This is a genomic window from Streptomyces sp. CBMA152 (assembly GCF_014596475.1).
GTDB lineage: Bacteria > Actinomycetota > Actinomycetes > Streptomycetales > Streptomycetaceae > Streptomyces.
Genome location: NZ_MECJ01000029.1, coordinates 371,722 through 389,754 on the forward strand (window position 1 = coordinate 371,722; position 18,033 = coordinate 389,754).

Genomic DNA, 18,033 nt, shown 5'->3' on the forward strand with positions numbered 1-18,033 from the left:
TGTCGCACTGTCAAAAACGGTGTCGTACGCGTACAACCCTGACGGGGGGAAGCGTGTCCAACTGGCGTGGCAGAGGTACTCGACATCACCGCGCTTCCGGTGCGGGGCGCGGTGGTGCGCCCGCTCCGGCGGCCGCGCACGCCCGGCGGCATGCCGGTGATCGCCCCCATGCCGGCGGCGCGTCCCACCCGTGTGCCCGCGCAGCCCTCGTCCCGCGAGGGCGCTGACGACGTCATGGCTGCGGGCACCACCGTCGACCACCTCACCGAGACGTACCGCGCGCACTACCGCTCGCTGCTCGGCCTCGCCGCCCTGCTGCTGGACGACACCGCCTCCTGCGAGGACGTCGTCCAGGAGGCGTTCATCCGCGTCCACTCGGCCCGCTCGCGCGTGCGCGACCCCGAGAAGACGCTCGCGTATCTGCGCCAGACCGTCGTCAACCTGTCCCGCTCCGCGCTGCGTCGCCGCATCCTCGGGCTGAAGCTGCTCTCCAAGCCGATGCCGGACATGGCGAGCGCGGAGGAGGGCGCGTACGACCAGCTGGAGCGCGACGCCCTGATCAAGGCCATGCGCGGCCTCCAGCGCCGCCAGCGCGAGGTCCTGGTGCTTCGCTACTTCGCGGACATGACCGAGTCGCAGGTCGCCGAGACGCTCGGGATATCCCTGGGCTCGGTGAAGGCGTACGGCTCGCGGGGGATCGCGGCGCTCCGGATAGCCATGGAGGCCCCGGCATGAGCGCCCGGCGGAACTGGGGATTCGGGGAGGCGGGCCGTCGTCGCGAGGACGGTGTGCAGGGGTCCGACGGTGTCCGTGGGGACGATGGGCTGCGTGGGCCTGATGGTGTCCGTTGGGACGACGGCGTACGTGGGGATGTACGCGGTGACGACGGTGTCCGCGAGGACTACGGCGTACGTGGGGACGTGCGCCGGGAGCACGGGTATCGGTATCCCGGTTTCGACGGGGATCACGGGGAGAGTACGTACGGGCCCGACCGCCCTCTGGACGACCGGACTGGAAACGGAATTGTGAACGACCCCTTCCCACCTGGCCTCACGCCGGACGAACTCGCGCTGCGGCGGCTGCTGCACGGCGCGGTCGACGGCATGGAGCCCGCCGACGGAGCCCTGGAGCAACTGCGCCGGGCCGTCCCGGCGCGCCAGGCCCGTAAACGGCAGGCCGTGGTCGGCGCGGTCGCCGCCGCGCTCCTGATCGGCACCGCGATCCCCGCGTTCCTGCACGTCGCCAACACCGCTTCCGCCTCCGACGAGGACCGGCCCGCCATCGCCGGACACGGCCAACAGGACCAGGGCGGCACCGGCGCCGCACCGGGTGTGGAGGGCGGTGGACGGGGGGCCGAGAAGCCCTCCGGCCGGATGACCCCCAGCGCGGTGCCCGGCTCGACCGTGAAGCCCTCGGCGAGCGGCACGACCCCGCCAGGCGCTTCCGCCGCCGGCGCGAGCGGCCCGGTCGGCGGGCCCGTCGTCCCCGGCTCACCGGTCTGCGACGCGACCGAACTCGGCGTGAAGTACGCGAAGGTCGGCAAGCCGGACGCCGACGGCAAGGTCTACGGCACGTTCCGCGTCGCCAACGTCTCGCACTCGCTCTGCCAGGTCAGCGGCGCGGGCAAGGTCAACTTCCAGGCGCTGGGCGCCGCCGACGCGTCCCGGATCAGCGTGGTCGACCACGCCTCGGGCGATCCGGCGGCCGGGCTGCCGGATCCTTCGCAGGAGGCGACGGGTCTGGTGCTCAAGCCTGCGGCTGCGTACGAGGTGAAGTTCGCCTGGGTGCCGTCGGAGACGTGCCCGAAGCCGCTGCCTTCGCCCGCGCCGTCCACGTCCCCGGCCACGAGTCCGAACGGCTCGACCGCCGGTGCCGGTGGTGGGACGCCGTCCGGTGCCCAGACGCAGTTGGGTGGCGATACCGGTACGCCGGTCGCCCCGCCGGACGGGAAGGTCGCGGTGACGCATGTCGCCGAGCCGGGTGCGCCGTCCGCCGAGGCGACGATCCCGAACGCGTGCGCCGGGACCATCTATCGCACCGGGGTGCTCGCCGCCCCCGTCCCGGCTGCCCCCTAGCGCCCTCGCGGGCCCGCAGACGGCTCCTCTCGGAGGGGGAGGAGCCGTCTTTGCGGATCCCTTCCAGGGGGTGCGGATTCCGGCTGCGGACCGTTCGTGGCTGGTCGCGCAGTTCCCCGCGCCCCTAGCGGACCGGGGTGGAGGCCGTCTCCGGGCTGAGCCCCAGCGCCGCGTCCTCCGCCGCTTCCGCCTCCCTGCGGAGCAGGCGGAACCACATGAAGATGACGAAGCCCGCGAAGACGAACCACTCGCCGGTGTAGCCGAGGTTCTGGAACGCCTTCAGGTCCAGGCCGGTGTTCTGGGGCTTGGCGGCCGGGACGGGCTTCAGTCCGGGGTCGGCCGCCGTCAGCGTGACCCAGCCGTCGTACACCTCGTACGGCACCAGGTTGACCAGCGACGCCGCGCTGATCATGCCGAGCTGGCCCTTGGGGAGCCCGCCCGACGCGTTCACGCCGTCCGTCCCGGGTGTCTCGGACGCCTGGAGCGCGCCCGCGACGGTGACCTCGCCGGTCGGCGGCGCGGGCGCCTTGGCGCCCTTGGGCAGCCAGCCGCGTACGACGGGCAGCGCCTTGCCGTTGCCGCCGTCGGTGCGCAGCAGCGTCAGTACGTACGAGCCGCTCTTGCCGTCGACCTGGCGGTCCGGCACCAGGAACTGCTCGCCGTACTTCCCGTTCGCCGTCGCCGCCCGGCCGGACGTCTTCTGGTCCACCGGCAGCAGCTCCCGCAGCGGCACCGCCTTCTGCTCGGCGGCGCCGGGCTGCTTCTCGGCCGCGTTGTGCGACTGCACACGGTCCTCGAAGCGGCCGAGCTGCCAGGACCCCATGAACACGCAGAACGGGATCGCCAGCAGGACGAAGACGTTGATCCCCCACCAGCGAGGGGTCAGCAGGAACCGGTACACACCCCCACGGTACGGAACCCTCCCCGCGTGCCGGTCACGGGGTACGCGCTCGGGCCGGGGAGGCGGCGACGGCGACGTCCGCTCAGCCGATGCCCAGATGCCTCCCCGCGAACTCCAGCTCCAGCCTGACCTGCTTGATCCGTTCCTCCACGACCAGCGAGCCGTGTCCCGCGTCGTACCGGTACACCTCGTGCACCGCGCCCCGGGCCGCGAGGCGGTCCACATAGTTCTCGACCTGGCGGATCGGGCAGCGCGGGTCGTTGACGCCCGCCGAGATGTAGACCGGGGCCTTCACCGCGTCCACGTACGTCAGCGGCGACGACGCCTCGAAGCGCTCCGGGACCTCCTCCGGTGTGCCGCCGAGGAGCGTGCGGTCCATCGCCTTCAGCGCCTCCATCTCGTCGTGGTACGCCGTCACGTAGTCCGCGACCGGCACCGCGGCGAGCCCGAGCGCCCAGGCGTCCGGCTCGGTGCCAAGTCCCAGCAGGGTCAGATAGCCGCCCCAGGAGCCGCCCGCCAGGACCAGCTTGGACGGGTCGGCGAGACCCGAGGTGATGGCCCACTCGCGGACCGCCGCGATGTCCTCCAGCTCGATGAGCCCGACCCGGTGCTTGAGCGCGTCCGTCCACTCGCGTCCATACCCCGTGGAGCCGCGGTAGTTGACGCGCACCACCGCGTACCCGTGGTCCACCCAGGCCGCCGGGCCCGCAGCGAAGGCGTCGCTGTCGTGCCAGGAGGGGCCGCCGTGGATCTCGAAGACGGTCGGGAACGGGCCCTCGCCCGGGGGCTGCTGGACCAGTGCGTGGATCCGGCCGCCGGGGCCCTCGACCCACGCGTCCCGCACCGGGACCGAGCCGGGCGCCTTCATCCCCGGGGGATCGAGGACGATCTTCCCGGTGGTGGAGCGCACTTCGGAAGGGCGCGCCGCCGACGACCACAGGTACTCCACGGACCCGTCGGGCCGGGCGGTGGCGCCGGACACGGAGCCGGCCGGGGTCTCGACCTCGATCAGCTCGGGGGCGGCCAGGTCGTAGCGGAACAGCTCGCTGCGGGCCTCGAAGCTGTGCATGACGAGCAGCGCCGAGCCGTCCGGGTACCACTCCGCCGAGACGTCGCCGGGCAGTTCGAGGGCGAGGTCGATCTCCTCGCCGGTCGCCACGTCCCACACCATGGGCTCCCAGCGACCCCGGCGCTGGTGCGCGATCAGCAGGCGGGTGTCCCCGGCCAGCGGCGCGAAGCCGAGGATCTCCAGGCCGAGCTCGCGGGTGCCGCCCTGGGTGTCGTCGAGCTCGGCGGCCGTCGAGCCGTCGAGGCGCACCACGCGCAGCGCCGAGTGCATCGCGTCGCCGTGCTCGGTGTGCTCTATGGCGATCAGCGTTCCGTCGTGCGAGAGGTCGCCCACTCCGGCCGACTCGCGGTGCCGGTAGATCTCCACGGGCGCGGCGCCGGGCCGCGCGACATGGATCGTCGAGCCGTCCTCGTCGGTGGAGCGGCCGATGACCGCCGTGCCGTCCCGGCCGAGCGCGAGGCCGCCCGGGTAGGAGGGCTCCAGGCCCGGTACGGCCGGTTCGTCGTCGCCCCCGCCGAAGGGCTGGCGCAGCCAGACGCCGAACTCGTCGCCGTCGGTATCGCTGAACCACCAGATCCACTCGCCGTCGGGCGTCAGCACCCCGTCCGTCGTCCCGTTCGGCCGGTCCGTCGCCTGGCGCTGGGCGCCGGTCGCCCGGTCCCATGCGTACAGCTCGTACGTCCCCGTCGCGTTCGACACGAACAGCGAGCGGTCCGGGGCGTCCTCCGCCCAGTCGGGCAGCCCGACCCTGGGCGCCCGGAACCGCTTCTCCCACTCCGGCATCTCGTTCATGGACCCATCATGCGCCGAGCCGCCGACAAACCGTCGACGTCCTCCGCGGCCTGTGGATAACTCCCGGACACGAGGGTGATGTGACAGACGTCACGGCCCGCCCGGTGGGGCGTCGGCCGTGACGTCTCGTCAGATTCCGGGGCGGGTGCCCGGCAGGTCCCGGGTCAGGCGCCCGGTGCCGTGGTGTGGTGCGGCTGGGCCGGAGCAGCGTGCTGGTCGACCGGCGTCGACGGGATCGTCCGGGGCGTGGCCTCGGCGGCCGGGCCCGGCGTCGCCCCCGTGTCCGTCGACTCCTCCTTCATCGCCCGCGTCTCGCTCTTGAGGATGCGCAGCGACTTGCCCAGCGCCCTCGCGGTGTCGGGGAGCTTCTTGGAGCCGAAGAGCAGGATCAGCACCACCGCAACGATCAGCAGATGCCAGGGCTCAAGGCCATTGCGCAGGAACATCCCGTGGTCCTCCCGTTCTCAGCGAGACTTGCTACATTGCGCAACTGTACAACCAACATGACACGGATGAGGGCGTACGGATGGCAGGCAGCCACAAGGCGGGACACGCGCGCGGCGGCGGTCGGGGAGGTGGCGCCGACGCGCCGCCTGTCCGCAAGCGCCGGCGCCGCGGTGTGCGGCTGGCGCTGGCCGTCCTGGTGTCGTTCGTCGTGCTCGCCGTGGCCGGGGCCGGCTGGCTCTATCTCCAGCTCAACGGGAACATCAACACCTTCGACGACGGCGGCGTGTCCGGCGACCGCCCGGCCGCCTCGACCAAGGGCCAGAACGTGCTGGTCATAGGCTCGGACTCGCGCGCCGGTGACAACGTCCAGTACGGCCACGGGCAGGGCGACATCGGCCGCTCGGACACCGCGTTCCTGATGCACGTCCACGCCGACCACAAGCACGCCACGGCGGTCTCCATACCCCGCGACAGCCTGGTCGACGTGCCGCCCTGCAAGCTGCCGAACGGCCAGTGGACCAAGGAACAGCACAATGTGATGTTCAACTCGGCGTTCTCCGTCGGTGACACCATCAAGGGCAACCCGGCCTGCACCCAGAACACCGTCGAGAAGCTGACCGGTCTGCGTGTCGACCACACCGTCGTCGTGGACTTCGCGGGCTTCGCCAAGATGACCCAGGCCGTCGGCGGCGTCCAGGTGTGCCTGCCCAAGGACGTGTACGAGGGCGACCTCAACCCCAACCGCCACTCGCGCGGCGAGAAGATCTTCGACAAGGGCGTCCAGGACGTCTCCGGCCAGAAGGCGCTCGACTACGTACGCATCCGGCACGGCATAGGCGACGGCTCGGACATCGGCCGTATCCAGCGCCAGCAGGCGTTCATCTCCAGCCTGATGAAGAAGGTCAAGTCGCAGGGCTTCAGCCCGACGCACCTGCTGCCGCTCGCCCAGGCCGCCACCAAGTCGATGACCGTCGACCCGGGCCTCGGCTCCGCCGACAAGCTGATCTCCTTCGCGATGTCGATGCGCAACATCGATCTGCACAACACCAAGTTCGTGACCCTGCCCTGGCGTTACGAGGGCGCGCGCGTGGCCGTGGTGAAGCCGCAGGCCGACGCGCTGTTCGCGGCGCTGCGCGCGGACCGGACCGTCGACGGCAAGGACGCGGGCGGCAAGAGCGGCGAGGGCAAGCAGGAGGACGTCAACGCCAAGAGCCCGAGCCCCATCCCGCCGTCCGGCGCCGGGATATCCGTCGCCGTCTACAACGGCACCACCGTCAAGGGCCTCGCGAGCCGCGGCGCCGACGCCCTGAAGGCGGGCGGCTACACCGTCACCGGCACCGCGACCGCCGCCACCCACGACTTCGTGCACACGGTCATCGAGTACGGGCCGAACGACAAGGCCCACGCCGACGAGCTGGCCCAGCACTTCCCCGGCGCGCTGCTGCGCTCGGCCAAGGCCCCCGGGCTCAGCGTCATCCTGGGCTCGAAGTACGCCGCCGACCCGACGGCGACCCCGGCCGCCGCCCCCACCGCCGTACCGTCCGAGGTCGCCGCGAAGGCCCGCTCGGCCGACGACAGCGTCTGCTCCAACCTCTCGTACGGGTGATCCGACCTCTCGTCCGGACAAAGCCGTTGGATAGTCCGGATAAAGCCCTTCGCCCGTACAGATCAAGCCTTTCCTTCGGGTAAAGCAACCCCAAGAACGGGTAAAGCAGTTCGTCCGCCGTATGCCCGCGCCTCACAACTCGTTCACATTCGGCTCATAGCTTCGCGGCCATGAGACCCATGGGACGACACAAGCGCCGCAAGGCGCTGACGGTGGTGGCGCTGGCCTCCGCCGTCGCGGCGGGCAGCGCCGTCACGGCCAACTCCGCCCCGCAGCACGACGGTCACCCGTTCCCGGGCCGGGGCGGGCAGATCCACAACGTGATCTACCTCCTCGGCGACGGCATGGGGCGCACCCATGTCACCGCCGGCCGCGAGCGCTACTACGGCGCCCAGGGCAAGCTCAACATGGAGCGCCTGCCCTACACCGGCGCCGTCGCCACGTACGCCGTGGAGAAGGGCACGAACCAGCCCGCGCTCGTCACCGACTCGGCCAGCTCCGCGACCGCCTGGTCGTCCGGCGTGAAGACCTACAACGCCGCGCTCGGCGTGGACGCGTACGAGAAGCGCCGCGCCACGCTCATGGAGCAGGCCAAGAAGGCGGGCTTCGCCACCGGCAACGTGTCGACCGCCGAGATCACCGACGCGACCCCGGCCGCCCAGTTCAGCCATGTGCTGCTGCGCGGCTGCCAGGGCCCGGTCTACTCGGACGCGGCCTGCCTGCCCAAGAACGCGGACGGCAGCTACGAGAAGGCCCCGGCCGACAAGACCCTGATCACCCCGGTCGCCGAGCAGATCGCCCGCAACGGCACCGCCGACGTCGTCCTCGGCGGCGGCCTCGCCCGCTTCGAGCCCGACGACCAGAAGGCGCTCCAGGCCCAGGGCTACCAGGTGCTCGGCAGCTTCGGCGACCCGAGCCTGCCCGCCCAGACCGCCGCCAGCCAGAAGGTCGCCACCAAGGCCGACCTCGACGCCGTCAAGGGCAAGAAGGTCGTCGGCCTCTTCAACCGCGGCAACCTCACCGTCGAGCAGGCCAAGGCCGGGCTCCCGGCGAACGCTCCGCAGAAGCAGGAGCCGACGCTCGCCGACATGGCGAAGAAGTCGATCGACCTCCTCGACGGGCGCTCCAAGAAGGGCTTCTTCCTCCAGATCGAGGGCGCCCAGATCGACAAGCGCTCGCACGCCAACGACGCCTCCCAGACGCTCGCCGAGGTCAAGGCATTCGACGACGCGGTCAAGGCCGCGTACGACTTCGCCAAGAAGGACGGGCACACGCTGGTCATCGTGACCGCCGACCACGAGTGCGCGGGCTTCAACATCATCGAGAAGGGCACGTACACCAACGCCGAGGCCGTCGCGCCCCCGGCCAACACGGACGCGGGCAACCCGGCCAACAACTCGACGCCTTCGCGCCCGACTTCCGGCGCCAAGGACCCGGCCCGCTCCTCCGGCATCCTCAACGGATCCGGCTCCGGCGACGCCAAGAACTTCGCCCCGGCCACCTTCCGTACGCCGGACGACCCGGCGAACGTCAAGGACGGCACCCCCGAGGCGAGCCTCTGGCTGACCTACCTCTCCGGCAACCACACCGGCGCCGACGTGCCCATCTACGCGTACGGGCCGGGCGCCGAGCGGTTCGCGGCGAGCCAGATCAACACCGAGCTGTACGGAAAGATGTACCGCTCGCTGTTCGGCACGGCACCGCGCGGCTGACGCCAAGTACCGGTATCCGGGCGATGTTTCACGTGAAACGGGCTGTTTCACGTGAAACATCGCCCAACGGGCGCCTACTGAGCGCCAGTTGACTCCCTCCAGTCGTAGGAGAACGCAGTGAACCGTCTGATCCGCCCGGCCGTGCTCGCCCTGGCCGCGCTCGCCCTCACCACCGCGTGCTCGGGGTCCGGCGGCACGGGAGACAAGGCCGACAACGGGCAGCAGGCCGTCCGGGCCGATCAGGCGGCGGCCCCGGCCGTGACCTTCCCCGCACCCCGCCCGGCGCCGTCACCTGCGGCGACCCTCGCCAAGATCCCGGCGAAGGGCGAAGTGAGCCTGGAACAGGGCCCGTTCACGGACCGGGTGAAGGTGGCCTCTCTGAAGCTGAGCGGTGACAAGCCGTCCGTCACCGGCCACTTCGCCATCACCTCCGACGTGAGCGATGTGCTCGCGCTCGAACTGCGGGCGGCCTTCTACGACGAGCGCGGCCACCTGGTCGGCACCGGCAGCTTCCAGTACGCGGAGGAGGGCGAGGCGGGCGAGGCCGCGCACGGGAGCCCCGGGCACGCGGGCCCCCGCGCGGAGGGCGCCGGAATCGACTTCACGGCCGCTCCGAAGACCCCGCTGACGGGGAACCCGGCGAGCGCGGTCCTGTCGATACCGGTGCTGGTCAACGAGTAGTTCTCACAGCGCCACGGAGGCCGCACCGGCCAGCTTCTCCGGATTGGTGATCGCGTAGATGTCGCTCACGCGCTCACCGTCCTCCGACGGCTCCACCACGAGGACCGAGAAGAGCCTGTCGCCGACGAACACCAGGGCGGCGGGCGCGCCGTTGACCAGCCGGTAGAGGACATCGAGTGCGGCGAACGGGCGCGGCATCCGGGCCACGAGCAGCGGCGCCACCTCATCGCGCCCGTGCACGAGCCGCCCCCCGGCGTCCGGCGCGTTGTCTCCAGGACGACGAGCAGCGCCATCGAGACGGACCCGACGACCCCGAACCCTCACCGCAGCCCGTGCCGCCGCGCCACCAGCCGCTCGGCGGCCGTGCGGGGCAGCAGGCGGCGCAGGGCGAAGACGAGCGGCGCGTTACTGCCCACCGCGTACAGCGGCTTCGGCCGAGCGGCCTCGATGGCTTTCACCACGGTCGCGGCGACGGTCTCGGGTGAAATCCCGTTCGCCTCGTTGGAGTTGAGCGCAGCCAGCATCGTGCGGTACTCGTCCGCGAACGGTGAGCCGTCGTCGATGTACTGGGTGCGCCGCTCGCTGATCCCGGTCCGGATCGCCCCCGGCTCGACGGTCGTCATCCCGACCCCGTACGGCGCCACCTCCCGCCGCGCCGCGCTCGCGAAGCCCTTGATGGCTGCCTTGGACGCCACGTACGAGGAGCGGTACGCGAGCGGGAAGCTGGCCAGCATCGAACCGACCATGACGACCCGGCCGTAGCCCCGCTCGCGCATACCCGGCAGCAGGAGCTGTGTGAGCCGTACGGCGCCGAAGACGTTGAGCCGGAAGACGCGCTCGACCGCGTCCATGGGCAGCTCCTCGAACGGCCCGTTCTGGCTCTCGCCCGCGTTGTTGACGAGCACGTCGACGTGTCCGGCGGCGGCCGCGCACGCCGCCACAGACGCCTCGTCGGTCAGATCGAGCGGCAGATACTCCACGCCGGGCACCGGCCGGTCCACCTTCTCCGGGTCCCGGCTGGTCCCGAGCACCCGGTACCCGCGTGCGACCAGAGCTTCGGCGACCGCTGCCCCGATGCCCGAGGAGGCCCCGGTCACAAGAGCGACGCGCCCGCTCACCCCAGCCTCCGCGCCAGCGCCCGCCCCGCGGCCCGCCCCGAGAAGATGCAGCCGCCGAGGAACGTGCCCTCCAGGGCGTTGTAGCCGTGCACCCCGCCACCGCCGAACCCGGCGACCTCCCCGGCCGCGTACAGGCCGTCGAAGGGGGTCCCGTCCGGCCGTACGACCTGCGAGTCCAGGGTCGTCTCCAGACCGCCGAGCGTCTTACGGGTCAGTACGTGCAGCCGTACGGCGATGAGCGGCCCGTGCGCCGGGTCGAGCAGTCGGTGCGGCTTGGCGACCCGGGTGATGCGGTCCGGCCAGTACGCCCGCGCGTTGCGCATCGACATGACCTGGAAGTCCTTCGAGTAGTTGTTGCCGATCTCGCGGTCGCGGGCCACCACCTCCCGCTCCACCTGGTCGAGTTCGAGCTTGGGTCCTGGCGAGATCGCGTTCATGCCGTCGACGAGGTCGGGCAGGGTGCGGCGTACGACGAAGTCCTCGCCGTGGTCGAGGAACGCCTGCACCGGCCCGGGCGCCCCCTTGCGTACGCGCGAGAGGGCCAGCTTGAGGTCCTTGCCGGTGATGTCGGGGTTCTGCTCGGAGCCGGAGAGGGCGAACTCCTTCTCCACGATCGAGCGCGTCAGGACGAACCACGTGTAGTCGTGGCCGGTGGCGACGATGTGCTTGAGCGTGCCCAGCGTGTCGTGGCCAGGGAAGAGAGGCGCGGGCAGCCGTCGCCCGTTCGCGTCCAGCCAGAGCGAGGACGGCCCCGGGATGATCCGGATGCCGTGGTCCGGCCAGATCGGGTCCCAGTTCTTCAGGCCCTCGGTGTAGTGCCACATCCGGTCGCGGTTGACGATCGAGGCGCCCGCGTCCTCGGTGATGCCGAGCATCCGCCCATCCACGTACGCGGGCACGCCGGTGATCATGGACTGCGGCGCGGGCCCCATCCGCTCGGCCGGCCAGTTCTGGCGGACCAGGTCGTGGTTGCCGCCGATGCCGCCGGAGGTGACGACGACGGCCTGCGCGCGCAGCTCGAAGTCATCGGCCGTCTCGCGTGAGGAGGCGACCCCGCGCGGCTGTGACGACGGCACGAGGACGCTGCCGCGCACCCCGACGGCGGCGTCGTTCTCGACGATCAGATCGTCCACGCGATGGCGGTACTTGAAGGTGACGAGCCCGCGCGCGGCGGCCGCGAGAACGGGCTCGCGGAAGACGCGGACGACCTCCGGGCCGGTGCCCCAGGTCAGATGGAAGCGCGGTACGGAATTGCCGTGTCCGGCCGCCGTGCCCGCGCCGCGCTCGGCCCATCCGACGGTCGGCGTCACGCGCAGCCCGAGCCCGTACAGATAGCTGCGCTTCTCACCGGCCGCGAAGTTCACGTACGCCTTCGCCCATTGGCGCGGCCAGTGGTCCTCGCGCTCGCGGTCGAAGCCGGCCGAGCCCATCCAGTCGGCGAGCGCCAGCTCGTACGAGTCCTTCACGCCCATCCGGCGCTGCTCGGGGCTGTCGACGAAGAAGAGCCCGCCCAGCGACCAGAACGCCTGGCCACCGAGGTTGGCCTCGTTCTCCTGGTCGACGACGAGGACCTTGCGGCCCGCGCGGACGAGTTCGTACGTGGCGACGAGCCCGGCGAGTCCGGCTCCCACGACGATGACATCGGCGTCATCACTCACGGAAATCTCCTAGGAGGTAGGCGAGTTGGGCACGATCGGGGTGCTGTAAGCGTTCAGTACATGCAGGAAGAGTGCTTCTCTACGCGCGCGTACGGCGTCGCTCGCGGGGTCGAGCAGGACCTGTACGGCGGTGCCGTCGTGGACGGCGACGAGCGCCTGCCCGAGGGCGTCCTCGTCGGCGACCCGCCGCCCGGCGCGCTCCAACGCGCTGATGACGACGGGCAGTACGGCGTCCTGGACGGCCTGTTCGCGCGCGGCCATCACGCGCCGCAGGCCGGGGTTGCGCAGGGCGTGCGCGGTGAACTCGGCGGTGACCCGGTACCAGGCGTCGTCGACCGGGATCGCCCGCAGCGCGGCCCGTACGGCGTCCTCGGGCGCGGCCGCCGACACCTCGGCCAGCGCCGCGCGCACATCGTCGAGCATGCGCGTCGAGCGCTCCTCCCACATGGCGAGGAACAGCTCGTCGAGCGAGGAGAAGTTCGAGTAGAAGGCACCGCGCGTGTATCCGGCCCGCTCACAGATCCGCTCGACGGTGGACCGGCCGAAGCCTTCCTCGGCGAACACTTCCAGCGCGGAGTCCAGCAGCCGCCGCCGGGTCCGCGCGCGACGCGTGGTGACGCGGCGGGGAGTGGGCGGTTGTGCGGGAGCGGTGGGCACGGGCATGGGCGGTCCCTCCTCTTCGATACATGAACGTATCGGATGCGTTTGTGTATCGACAAGGGTCCTGACCTGCCCTGTCTGCTGGCGTGTCTCATTGTCGGCCTCACTGCCGTTTGTCGTGATTCCGTCCTGTACAGGTCCGGGTCCCCGCAGCAGGGTGCTCACCGTCGGCAGGGCGGCGACGTCGGGGGACGAACGAGTGCCAGGGACGGATGGGGAGTGAGGAAACGATGGTCGAGTCGGCCGGCGCACAGGACCCCGGGCCCGAGGGCGCGGGCTTCGCGTACCACCCGATGGAGCGGGAACTGATCGCGATCGGGCGGGCGGGAGCGGTGGGAGCGCCGGGGACGGCGGGAGCGGCCGCGAGTCCGGACTCGTCGCCTCTCGACATGTTCCTGCTGGACCAACAGCTCACCCTGGAGCCGCTGTTCGGCAGCGAGGCGCGGGTGCGGGAAGCGCTGGCGCAGCTGCCCGGGCACGGCCAGGAGGTGCCCGACCTCACGCTCTTCCACCGGGTGCGCGGCGGTGAGGACCGTATGGACGAGCTCGCCTCCCGGCTCGGGGGCCTGCCGGGGATCGAGACGGCGTACGTGAAGCCGAGTGCGCTCCCGGCGCGCGGAAACGGCGACCCTACGTATGACGGCGCTACGTATGACAGCGACAGAGAGGCCGACGACGGGCGTCGCGAGAAAGAGGGCGCGGCCGCCCCCGACTTCAGCGGCCGCCAGGGCTATCTCGGCCCGGCCCCCGAGGGCGTGGACGCGGCCTGGGCCTGGCTCCAGGCGGGCGGCTCCGGCGACGGCGTGAGCGTGGTCGACATCGAGGGCGCGTGGCAGCTGAGCCACCGCGATCTCGGTCCCAAGCTCGCCGGGATGATCGTGGGCACGCCCGTCGAGGACCTGGCGTGGCGCAACCACGGCACCTCCGTGCTCGGCGTGCTCGGCGGCAGCCGCACCGGCAGCGGGACGCTCGGCATCGTCCCCGAAGCGGTCCTCGCGGGCGCCTCCCCGCACGGCATCGGCACGGCGCGGGCGATCACCGAGGCCGCGGACCGCCTCACCCCCGGCGACATCCTGCTGATCCCGCTGCACCGCCCGGGCCCGCGCTTCGGTTACGCCGCGAGCGACGACCAGCGCGGCCACATCCCGCTGGAGTGGTGGCCGGACGACTTCGCGGCCGTGCGGTACGCGACGGCCCGGGGCGTGGTGGTCGTCGAGGCGGCCGGCAATGGTGCGGACAGCCTGGACGACGCGCTGTACGAGGCCCGCCCGGACGGCTTCCCGGCGTGGTGGCGCAACCCGTTCGACCCGGCGGGCCCGTCCTCCGGCGCGATCGTGGTCGGCGCGGGCGCGCCCCCGCCGGGAACCCACGGCCGCGACCACGGCCCCGACCGCTCCCGCCTCGGCTTCTCCAACTTCGGTACGCGGGTGGACGCGCAGGGCTGGGGCCACGAGGTCACCACGGCGGGCGGCTTCTGGAACCGCCCCGGCGAACTCCGGGGCGGCCAGGAGGAGGACACCTGGTACACGGACGCCTTCTCCGGCACCTCGCCGGCGGCGGCCATGGTCGCGGGCGCGATCGCCGCACTCCAGGGAATGTTGCGCACAGCGGGTTTGAGGCCGCTGACACCCGTATACGTACGTGACGTCCTGCGCGCGACCGGCTCGCCGCAGCGCGAGGCACCCGGCCGCCCGCCCTCCCAGCGCATCGGCAACCGCCCGGACCTGCGGGCGGCGGTGGCCCACCTCGTACCCCGGCAGTACGCGGAAGGTCTCGCCGAGCGCTTCGCGGACGAGGTCCTGCCGCACCCGCGCGAGAACGCGTCGAGCCTGCGCCTGTACGTCAACGGGGCCTGGCGCACCCTCACTTGCCCCGAGCCGCACGTCCGCCAGGCGGTCCACACCGCCTTCGCGGGCGCCGGACCCCGCGTACACGTACACGTCCGGTACGCCGACGACGAGGTCGTGGGCGTGATCGTCACGGGCGAGAGCACACAGTGACCTGAGTGATCTGAGTGAAAGGTGAACGAGAGATGACCTCCTTCGCACCTACGAGCATGAGCGGCGGCGGCATGGGCACGCAGCCGTTCAGCACCCAGGACCCGAGCCAACAGCAGTACGGGCAGCAGCAGTTCGGCCAGTCCCCGCAGAGCCAGATCCCGCAGCACCTCCAGCAACAACTGCAACAGCTCGGCCAGCAGCAGCCGTTCCAGTCGCTGCTCCAGCAGTTCGGCCAGCAGCAGCCCGGTCAGCAGGTCCAGGGCCAGGTCCAGCCGCAGATGCCGTTCTTCGTGGCGTACGCGACGGCCGTGCAGGCCCCCATCGCCCCGTTCCCCGGCATCCAGGCGACGATGACGCTCCTGGTCAACGGCCGCCCGGTGCGCCTTGAGCACCCGAGCCAGTTCATCATCGAGAGCGTCCTGGCGGCGTTCCGCTACGGCCAGCACGTACGGGTCGCGTACGACGACAGGATGCAGGTCAAGGGGATAGAGATCGAGGCGTCGAAGCAGATGTAGCAGTACGGGAGTTGAGGGAGCCCGGGCCGCGAAGAGGGCGGCCCGGGCTTCCGTGCATGATGCCCGCCGGGGCGCGGTCTATCCGTCGATTCGGCCGATCCCGCCGATCCCGCCGATTCCGTCGATGAGCTCGGCGACGGCGCGGGCGGACCAGTGCCCGGCGGCGCCGGGGAGCCCGGCGATGTACGAGGCCACCGCACGTACATCCCAGGCCCCCGCTTCGAGCAGCCCTAGGGCGAGATGCCGCAGATAGTCGGCGGAGGGCAGGGTCCAGGGCACGTCGGCGAGGGCCCACGGGGCGGTGAAGGTGAGCAGGGGAACCCCGTCGAGATGCCCGGCGTACAGGAGCGTCTCGTACCGCCCCTCGCCGAGGGCGACCCTGCCGCGCGCGAGGACGCGGGCCAGATCGAGATCGCCGTCCGGCTCCCGGTACATCTCCTGAGCGGCGATGTCGGCGAACTGCCCCGCCGACACGAGATGCGCCCGCGCGTATACGAGCCCTTCGGCGTCGGGATCGTAGAACGCCCGGCCACCGCCCCACACGGGCGACTTGGTGGCGAAGTAGACGACCCCGGGCAGCTCCACGGCGATGGACTCGACCGGAAGCCGACGGTCCCGGCACCCCGGGTACACCCGCGTGGTGCCCGGCAGCGGCCCGCCGCGAATGTAATGGCCGAGCCGTTCGAGGAACATGTTCGACCCGTACGAGGTGTACCAGACGAGCCCGGGCGACCCGGTTCCGCCGAACGGACCGGGCTCGACGGTGCGCGCGGCATTGGCGTGGCTCACCCGCCCATAGTGCCAAGGTCCGGGCGGCGGGTTGCGCTTTCCGCAACGTCAACTCCTACCGTCGTCTGTGTGGCCGGAAAGACCGGCCGGTGATGGGAGGCACGGCCATGGCCTGGTCGATCGCGGACGTGGCCCGGATGTCCGGGGTGACGTCCCGGACGCTGCGGCACTACGACGAGATCGGTCTGCTGCCGCCCGCGTGGATCGGGAGCAACGGGCACCGCTACTACGAGGAGGCGGACCTGCTGCGGCTCCAGCAGATCCTGCTGATGCGGGAGCTGGACCTGGGGCTGCGCGAGATCGCGGCGGTCCTGGACAGCCAGGCGGACCGGGTGGCCGTACTGCGCGAGCACCACGAGCGGCTGCTGGCCGAACGCGACCGCCTGGCGACGCTGGCCCGCACGGTGGGCCGCACCATCACCGAACTGGAGGAAGCGAAGGAGAAGAACAGCATGACGAAGATCAACAGGCCGGAGAACCTCTTCGAGGGCTTCGACCACACCCGCCACGACCCGGAGGCGCGCGAGCGCTGGCCCGAGCACTACGAGCAGTCCCGCCGGACCATCGAGACGATGACCCCCGAGGACATGGAGCGCTGGCAGCGCGAGGTGACGGCGCAGATGATCCGCATGGCGGAGTTCATGGCAGCCGGCACCCCGCCGACCGACCCGGCGGTCCAGTCCGAGGTCCACACCCACTACCAGGGCATCTGCCACTTCTGGACCCCGAACGCAGCCGCGTACCAGGGCCTGGCCCAGACGTACGTGGACGACCCCCGGTTCCGCACGAACTTCGACAAGGTGGCGGAGGGGTTGGCGGAGTACCAGCGGGATGCGATGGCCGCTTATGCGGAGGCTCGGCTTAGCTGACGGCCGGGTACGCCACCGGGGGGCTGCAGACCCTCGGTCCGTCCGATCCCGGTCGGCCTCCAGCCGTCAGCGCTAGGAGTGCAATCAGCTCCCCCCGTCGCCGTGTGGTCTAGTCCACACGGCGAGTACCCGTATACGAGGGGATAATCGTCCGCATGACGATAAATCTCCAGGGCGTCTACGCCGCTGTCCGGAGCATGCTGTCGGGCATCGAAGGGCTCGACGGCGCGGACGTCGTCGGCAACGGCCCCCACGATGCCGGCTATCCCCATGCAGAAGTCCACGACGGTGTCGTCCACTGGGTGGTGCTGGAGCGCAACGAGGAAGTGGAACGCCGCACCACCGGGGACCTGGACGAGTTTCTGTACTGGGCGGCGCTGTACACCACCCGTGACGCCGCCTCCCGCTGGGAGCTCGACCACCGCGGTCTGCTGCCCGGCTGCGATGACACCCGGGTGGGGTGGCTGGCCAGGCAGGTCCAGCTGTTGAGGCTGGTCCGGCCCGAATGGGCGGACAGGTTCCGGGCGCAGATCCCGCAGCAGTGTCCGGGAGTGCGCCTTGAGGACGTGGACGCCTATCCGGTCGGGGGGCGGTCGTGAGGCTGTGGCGGCGCGGGCGGAAGCAGGAGCGGTCGGCGGGGGAAGCCGAGGTGTGGGACCGGTTCGGGAGCCCGCTGGGGAGGTTCGCGCACCCGAAGGGGACGCCGTTCGCCCAGCGTTCGCTGCCTCCCATCTACGTGGGGTGCGGGTACCACGTGTACAGCTGGATACGGCCATGGACGCAGGAGGACGCCGAAAAGTACGGTGTCATCCAGGCGGGCAAGGTCGCTCCCTGGTTTGAGCAGCCCGGCGGCGGAACGCAGTTCATGCTCCCAGAGGGCATTTCGGTGCAGTGGCTCATCGACCGCGGCTACATCCGTGAGGAACCCGTGCGGTGATCGAAGCCGATCGCCGATCGACCGGAGCCGCTTGGCATCCTCAATTTCCCTGTGCCTGTGAGCTTCCGGCGCGTCGGCGGCCCGTAGACCTTCCGGGGCTCTGGTCTGTTCGCGCCCCGCATGTCACCCTGCCGCTCGTCCGTTGAAGGGCCCTGTCCTGTGCAGCGTCCCCGGCCACTTGCGGGCATACGAACCAGGTCACAC

The 18,033-nt window shown here is 71.3% G+C and carries 18 protein-coding genes; 10 read left to right on the forward strand and 8 right to left on the reverse strand.

All coding sequences use genetic code 11. The annotated features are described in order from the left end of the window. Window positions 1-66 precede the first annotated feature (66 nt). Together BG418_RS28740 and BG418_RS28745 are read left to right on the forward strand one after the other, a co-directional pair. Window positions 67-735: a SigE family RNA polymerase sigma factor gene (locus BG418_RS28740; RefSeq protein WP_188276901.1), complete on the forward strand. Its 669-nt coding sequence runs from the start codon at window positions 67-69 to the stop codon at window positions 733-735. Between the two features lie 290 nt (window positions 736-1,025). Then, a complete protein-coding gene (locus BG418_RS28745; RefSeq protein ID WP_317453791.1) occupies window positions 1,026-2,075 on the forward strand; it encodes a hypothetical protein in 1,050 nt (349 codons plus the stop codon). Between the two features lie 124 nt (window positions 2,076-2,199). On the opposite strand, the gene BG418_RS28750 is transcribed toward BG418_RS28745, so the two are convergent. The 3 genes from BG418_RS28750 to tatA all read right to left on the reverse strand — a co-directional run bounded on the left by BG418_RS28750 (window position 2,200) and on the right by tatA (window position 5,283). Then, complete coding sequence (locus BG418_RS28750) at window positions 2,200-2,976, reverse strand: SURF1 family protein (protein ID WP_188276902.1); 777 nt, start codon at window positions 2,974-2,976, stop codon at window positions 2,200-2,202. Between the two features lie 82 nt (window positions 2,977-3,058). Continuing rightward, window positions 3,059-4,828, reverse strand: coding sequence for a prolyl oligopeptidase family serine peptidase (locus BG418_RS28755; protein WP_188277266.1), 1,770 nt, complete (start codon window positions 4,826-4,828; stop codon window positions 3,059-3,061). A gap of 173 nt (window positions 4,829-5,001) precedes the next feature. Beyond that, window positions 5,002-5,283 carry a Sec-independent protein translocase subunit TatA gene (gene tatA, locus BG418_RS28760; RefSeq protein WP_188276903.1) on the reverse strand — a complete coding sequence of 94 codons (282 nt, stop codon included), beginning with the start codon at window positions 5,281-5,283 and terminating at the stop codon, window positions 5,002-5,004. A gap of 80 nt (window positions 5,284-5,363) precedes the next feature. On the opposite strand from tatA, the gene BG418_RS28765 reads away from it, so the two are divergent. From BG418_RS28765 to BG418_RS28775, 3 genes are all read left to right on the forward strand, one after another. Then, complete coding sequence (locus BG418_RS28765) at window positions 5,364-6,890, forward strand: LCP family protein (RefSeq protein WP_188276904.1); 1,527 nt, start codon at window positions 5,364-5,366, stop codon at window positions 6,888-6,890. Window positions 6,891-7,060: 170 nt separating this feature from the next. After that, entirely contained in the window at window positions 7,061-8,602 is a 1,542-nt protein-coding gene (locus tag BG418_RS28770; RefSeq protein WP_223185530.1) for an alkaline phosphatase, read from the forward strand. 117 nt (window positions 8,603-8,719) lie between these two features. Beyond that, the gene (locus BG418_RS28775) at window positions 8,720-9,283 is read left to right on the forward strand and encodes a hypothetical protein (RefSeq protein ID WP_188276905.1); all 564 of its coding nucleotides are present in this window, start codon (window positions 8,720-8,722) and stop codon (window positions 9,281-9,283) included. 3 nt (window positions 9,284-9,286) lie between these two features. Here BG418_RS28775 and BG418_RS28780 read toward each other — a convergent pair whose 3' ends face one another. The 4 genes from BG418_RS28780 to BG418_RS28795 all read right to left on the reverse strand — a co-directional run bounded on the left by BG418_RS28780 (window position 9,287) and on the right by BG418_RS28795 (window position 12,722). Further along, entirely contained in the window at window positions 9,287-9,523 is a 237-nt protein-coding gene (locus BG418_RS28780) for a hypothetical protein (RefSeq protein WP_188276906.1), read from the reverse strand. Between the two features lie 80 nt (window positions 9,524-9,603). Beyond that, complete coding sequence (locus BG418_RS28785; protein ID WP_188276907.1) at window positions 9,604-10,401, reverse strand: SDR family oxidoreductase; 798 nt, start codon at window positions 10,399-10,401, stop codon at window positions 9,604-9,606. Then, window positions 10,398-12,059 carry an FAD-binding dehydrogenase gene (locus tag BG418_RS28790; protein WP_188276908.1) on the reverse strand — a complete coding sequence of 554 codons (1,662 nt, stop codon included), beginning with the start codon at window positions 12,057-12,059 and terminating at the stop codon, window positions 10,398-10,400. Before BG418_RS28790 ends, BG418_RS28785 begins: the two co-directional genes overlap by 4 nt. A gap of 9 nt (window positions 12,060-12,068) precedes the next feature. Continuing rightward, on the reverse strand, window positions 12,069-12,722 hold the full coding sequence (locus tag BG418_RS28795) for a TetR/AcrR family transcriptional regulator (RefSeq protein WP_188276909.1): 654 nt from the start codon (window positions 12,720-12,722) through the stop codon (window positions 12,069-12,071). Between the two features lie 209 nt (window positions 12,723-12,931). Here BG418_RS28795 and BG418_RS28800 point away from each other — a divergent pair, with 209 nt between their 5' ends. Continuing rightward, entirely contained in the window at window positions 12,932-14,719 is a 1,788-nt protein-coding gene (locus BG418_RS28800) for a S8 family serine peptidase (RefSeq protein WP_188276910.1), read from the forward strand. Window positions 14,720-14,751: 32 nt separating this feature from the next. Beyond that, window positions 14,752-15,234 carry a hypothetical protein gene (locus tag BG418_RS28805; protein ID WP_188276911.1) on the forward strand — a complete coding sequence of 161 codons (483 nt, stop codon included), beginning with the start codon at window positions 14,752-14,754 and terminating at the stop codon, window positions 15,232-15,234. 78 nt (window positions 15,235-15,312) lie between these two features. On the opposite strand, the gene BG418_RS28810 is transcribed toward BG418_RS28805, so the two are convergent. Next, the gene (locus BG418_RS28810) at window positions 15,313-16,023 is read right to left on the reverse strand and encodes a histone deacetylase (RefSeq protein ID WP_188276912.1); all 711 of its coding nucleotides are present in this window, start codon (window positions 16,021-16,023) and stop codon (window positions 15,313-15,315) included. 107 nt (window positions 16,024-16,130) lie between these two features. On the opposite strand from BG418_RS28810, the gene BG418_RS28815 reads away from it, so the two are divergent. The 3 genes from BG418_RS28815 (at window position 16,131) to BG418_RS28825 (ending at window position 17,829) form a co-directional block, all read left to right on the forward strand. Then, window positions 16,131-16,892: a MerR family transcriptional regulator gene (locus BG418_RS28815; RefSeq protein WP_188276913.1), complete on the forward strand. Its 762-nt coding sequence runs from the start codon at window positions 16,131-16,133 to the stop codon at window positions 16,890-16,892. A gap of 155 nt (window positions 16,893-17,047) precedes the next feature. Beyond that, window positions 17,048-17,491, forward strand: a complete 444-nt coding sequence (locus tag BG418_RS28820) for an Imm63 family immunity protein (RefSeq protein ID WP_188276914.1) — start codon at window positions 17,048-17,050, stop codon at window positions 17,489-17,491. Further along, window positions 17,488-17,829: a TNT domain-containing protein gene (locus BG418_RS28825; RefSeq protein WP_188276915.1), complete on the forward strand. Its 342-nt coding sequence runs from the start codon at window positions 17,488-17,490 to the stop codon at window positions 17,827-17,829. The genes BG418_RS28820 and BG418_RS28825 overlap by 4 nt, the downstream gene beginning before the upstream one ends. Window positions 17,830-18,033: the final 204 nt, after the last annotated feature.

What these genes read in the sequence shown, in the direction of transcription:
- BG418_RS28800 (WP_188276910.1), top strand. Translation starts at nt 12,932, where the DNA reads ATGGGGAGTGAGGAAACGATGGTCGAGTCGGCCGGCGCACAGGACCCC.
- BG418_RS28765 (WP_188276904.1), top strand. Translation starts at nt 5,364, where the DNA reads ATGGCAGGCAGCCACAAGGCGGGACACGCGCGCGGCGGCGGTCGGGGA.
- BG418_RS28795 (WP_188276909.1), bottom strand. Translation starts at nt 12,722, where the DNA reads ATGCCCGTGCCCACCGCTCCCGCACAACCGCCCACTCCCCGCCGCGTC.
- BG418_RS28770 (WP_223185530.1), top strand. Translation starts at nt 7,061, where the DNA reads ATGAGACCCATGGGACGACACAAGCGCCGCAAGGCGCTGACGGTGGTG.
- BG418_RS28815 (WP_188276913.1), top strand. Translation starts at nt 16,131, where the DNA reads ATGGCCTGGTCGATCGCGGACGTGGCCCGGATGTCCGGGGTGACGTCC.
- BG418_RS28820 (WP_188276914.1), top strand. Translation starts at nt 17,048, where the DNA reads ATGACGATAAATCTCCAGGGCGTCTACGCCGCTGTCCGGAGCATGCTG.
- BG418_RS28805 (WP_188276911.1), top strand. Translation starts at nt 14,752, where the DNA reads ATGACCTCCTTCGCACCTACGAGCATGAGCGGCGGCGGCATGGGCACG.
- BG418_RS28755 (WP_188277266.1), bottom strand. Translation starts at nt 4,828, where the DNA reads ATGCCGGAGTGGGAGAAGCGGTTCCGGGCGCCCAGGGTCGGGCTGCCC.
- tatA (WP_188276903.1), bottom strand. Translation starts at nt 5,283, where the DNA reads ATGTTCCTGCGCAATGGCCTTGAGCCCTGGCATCTGCTGATCGTTGCG.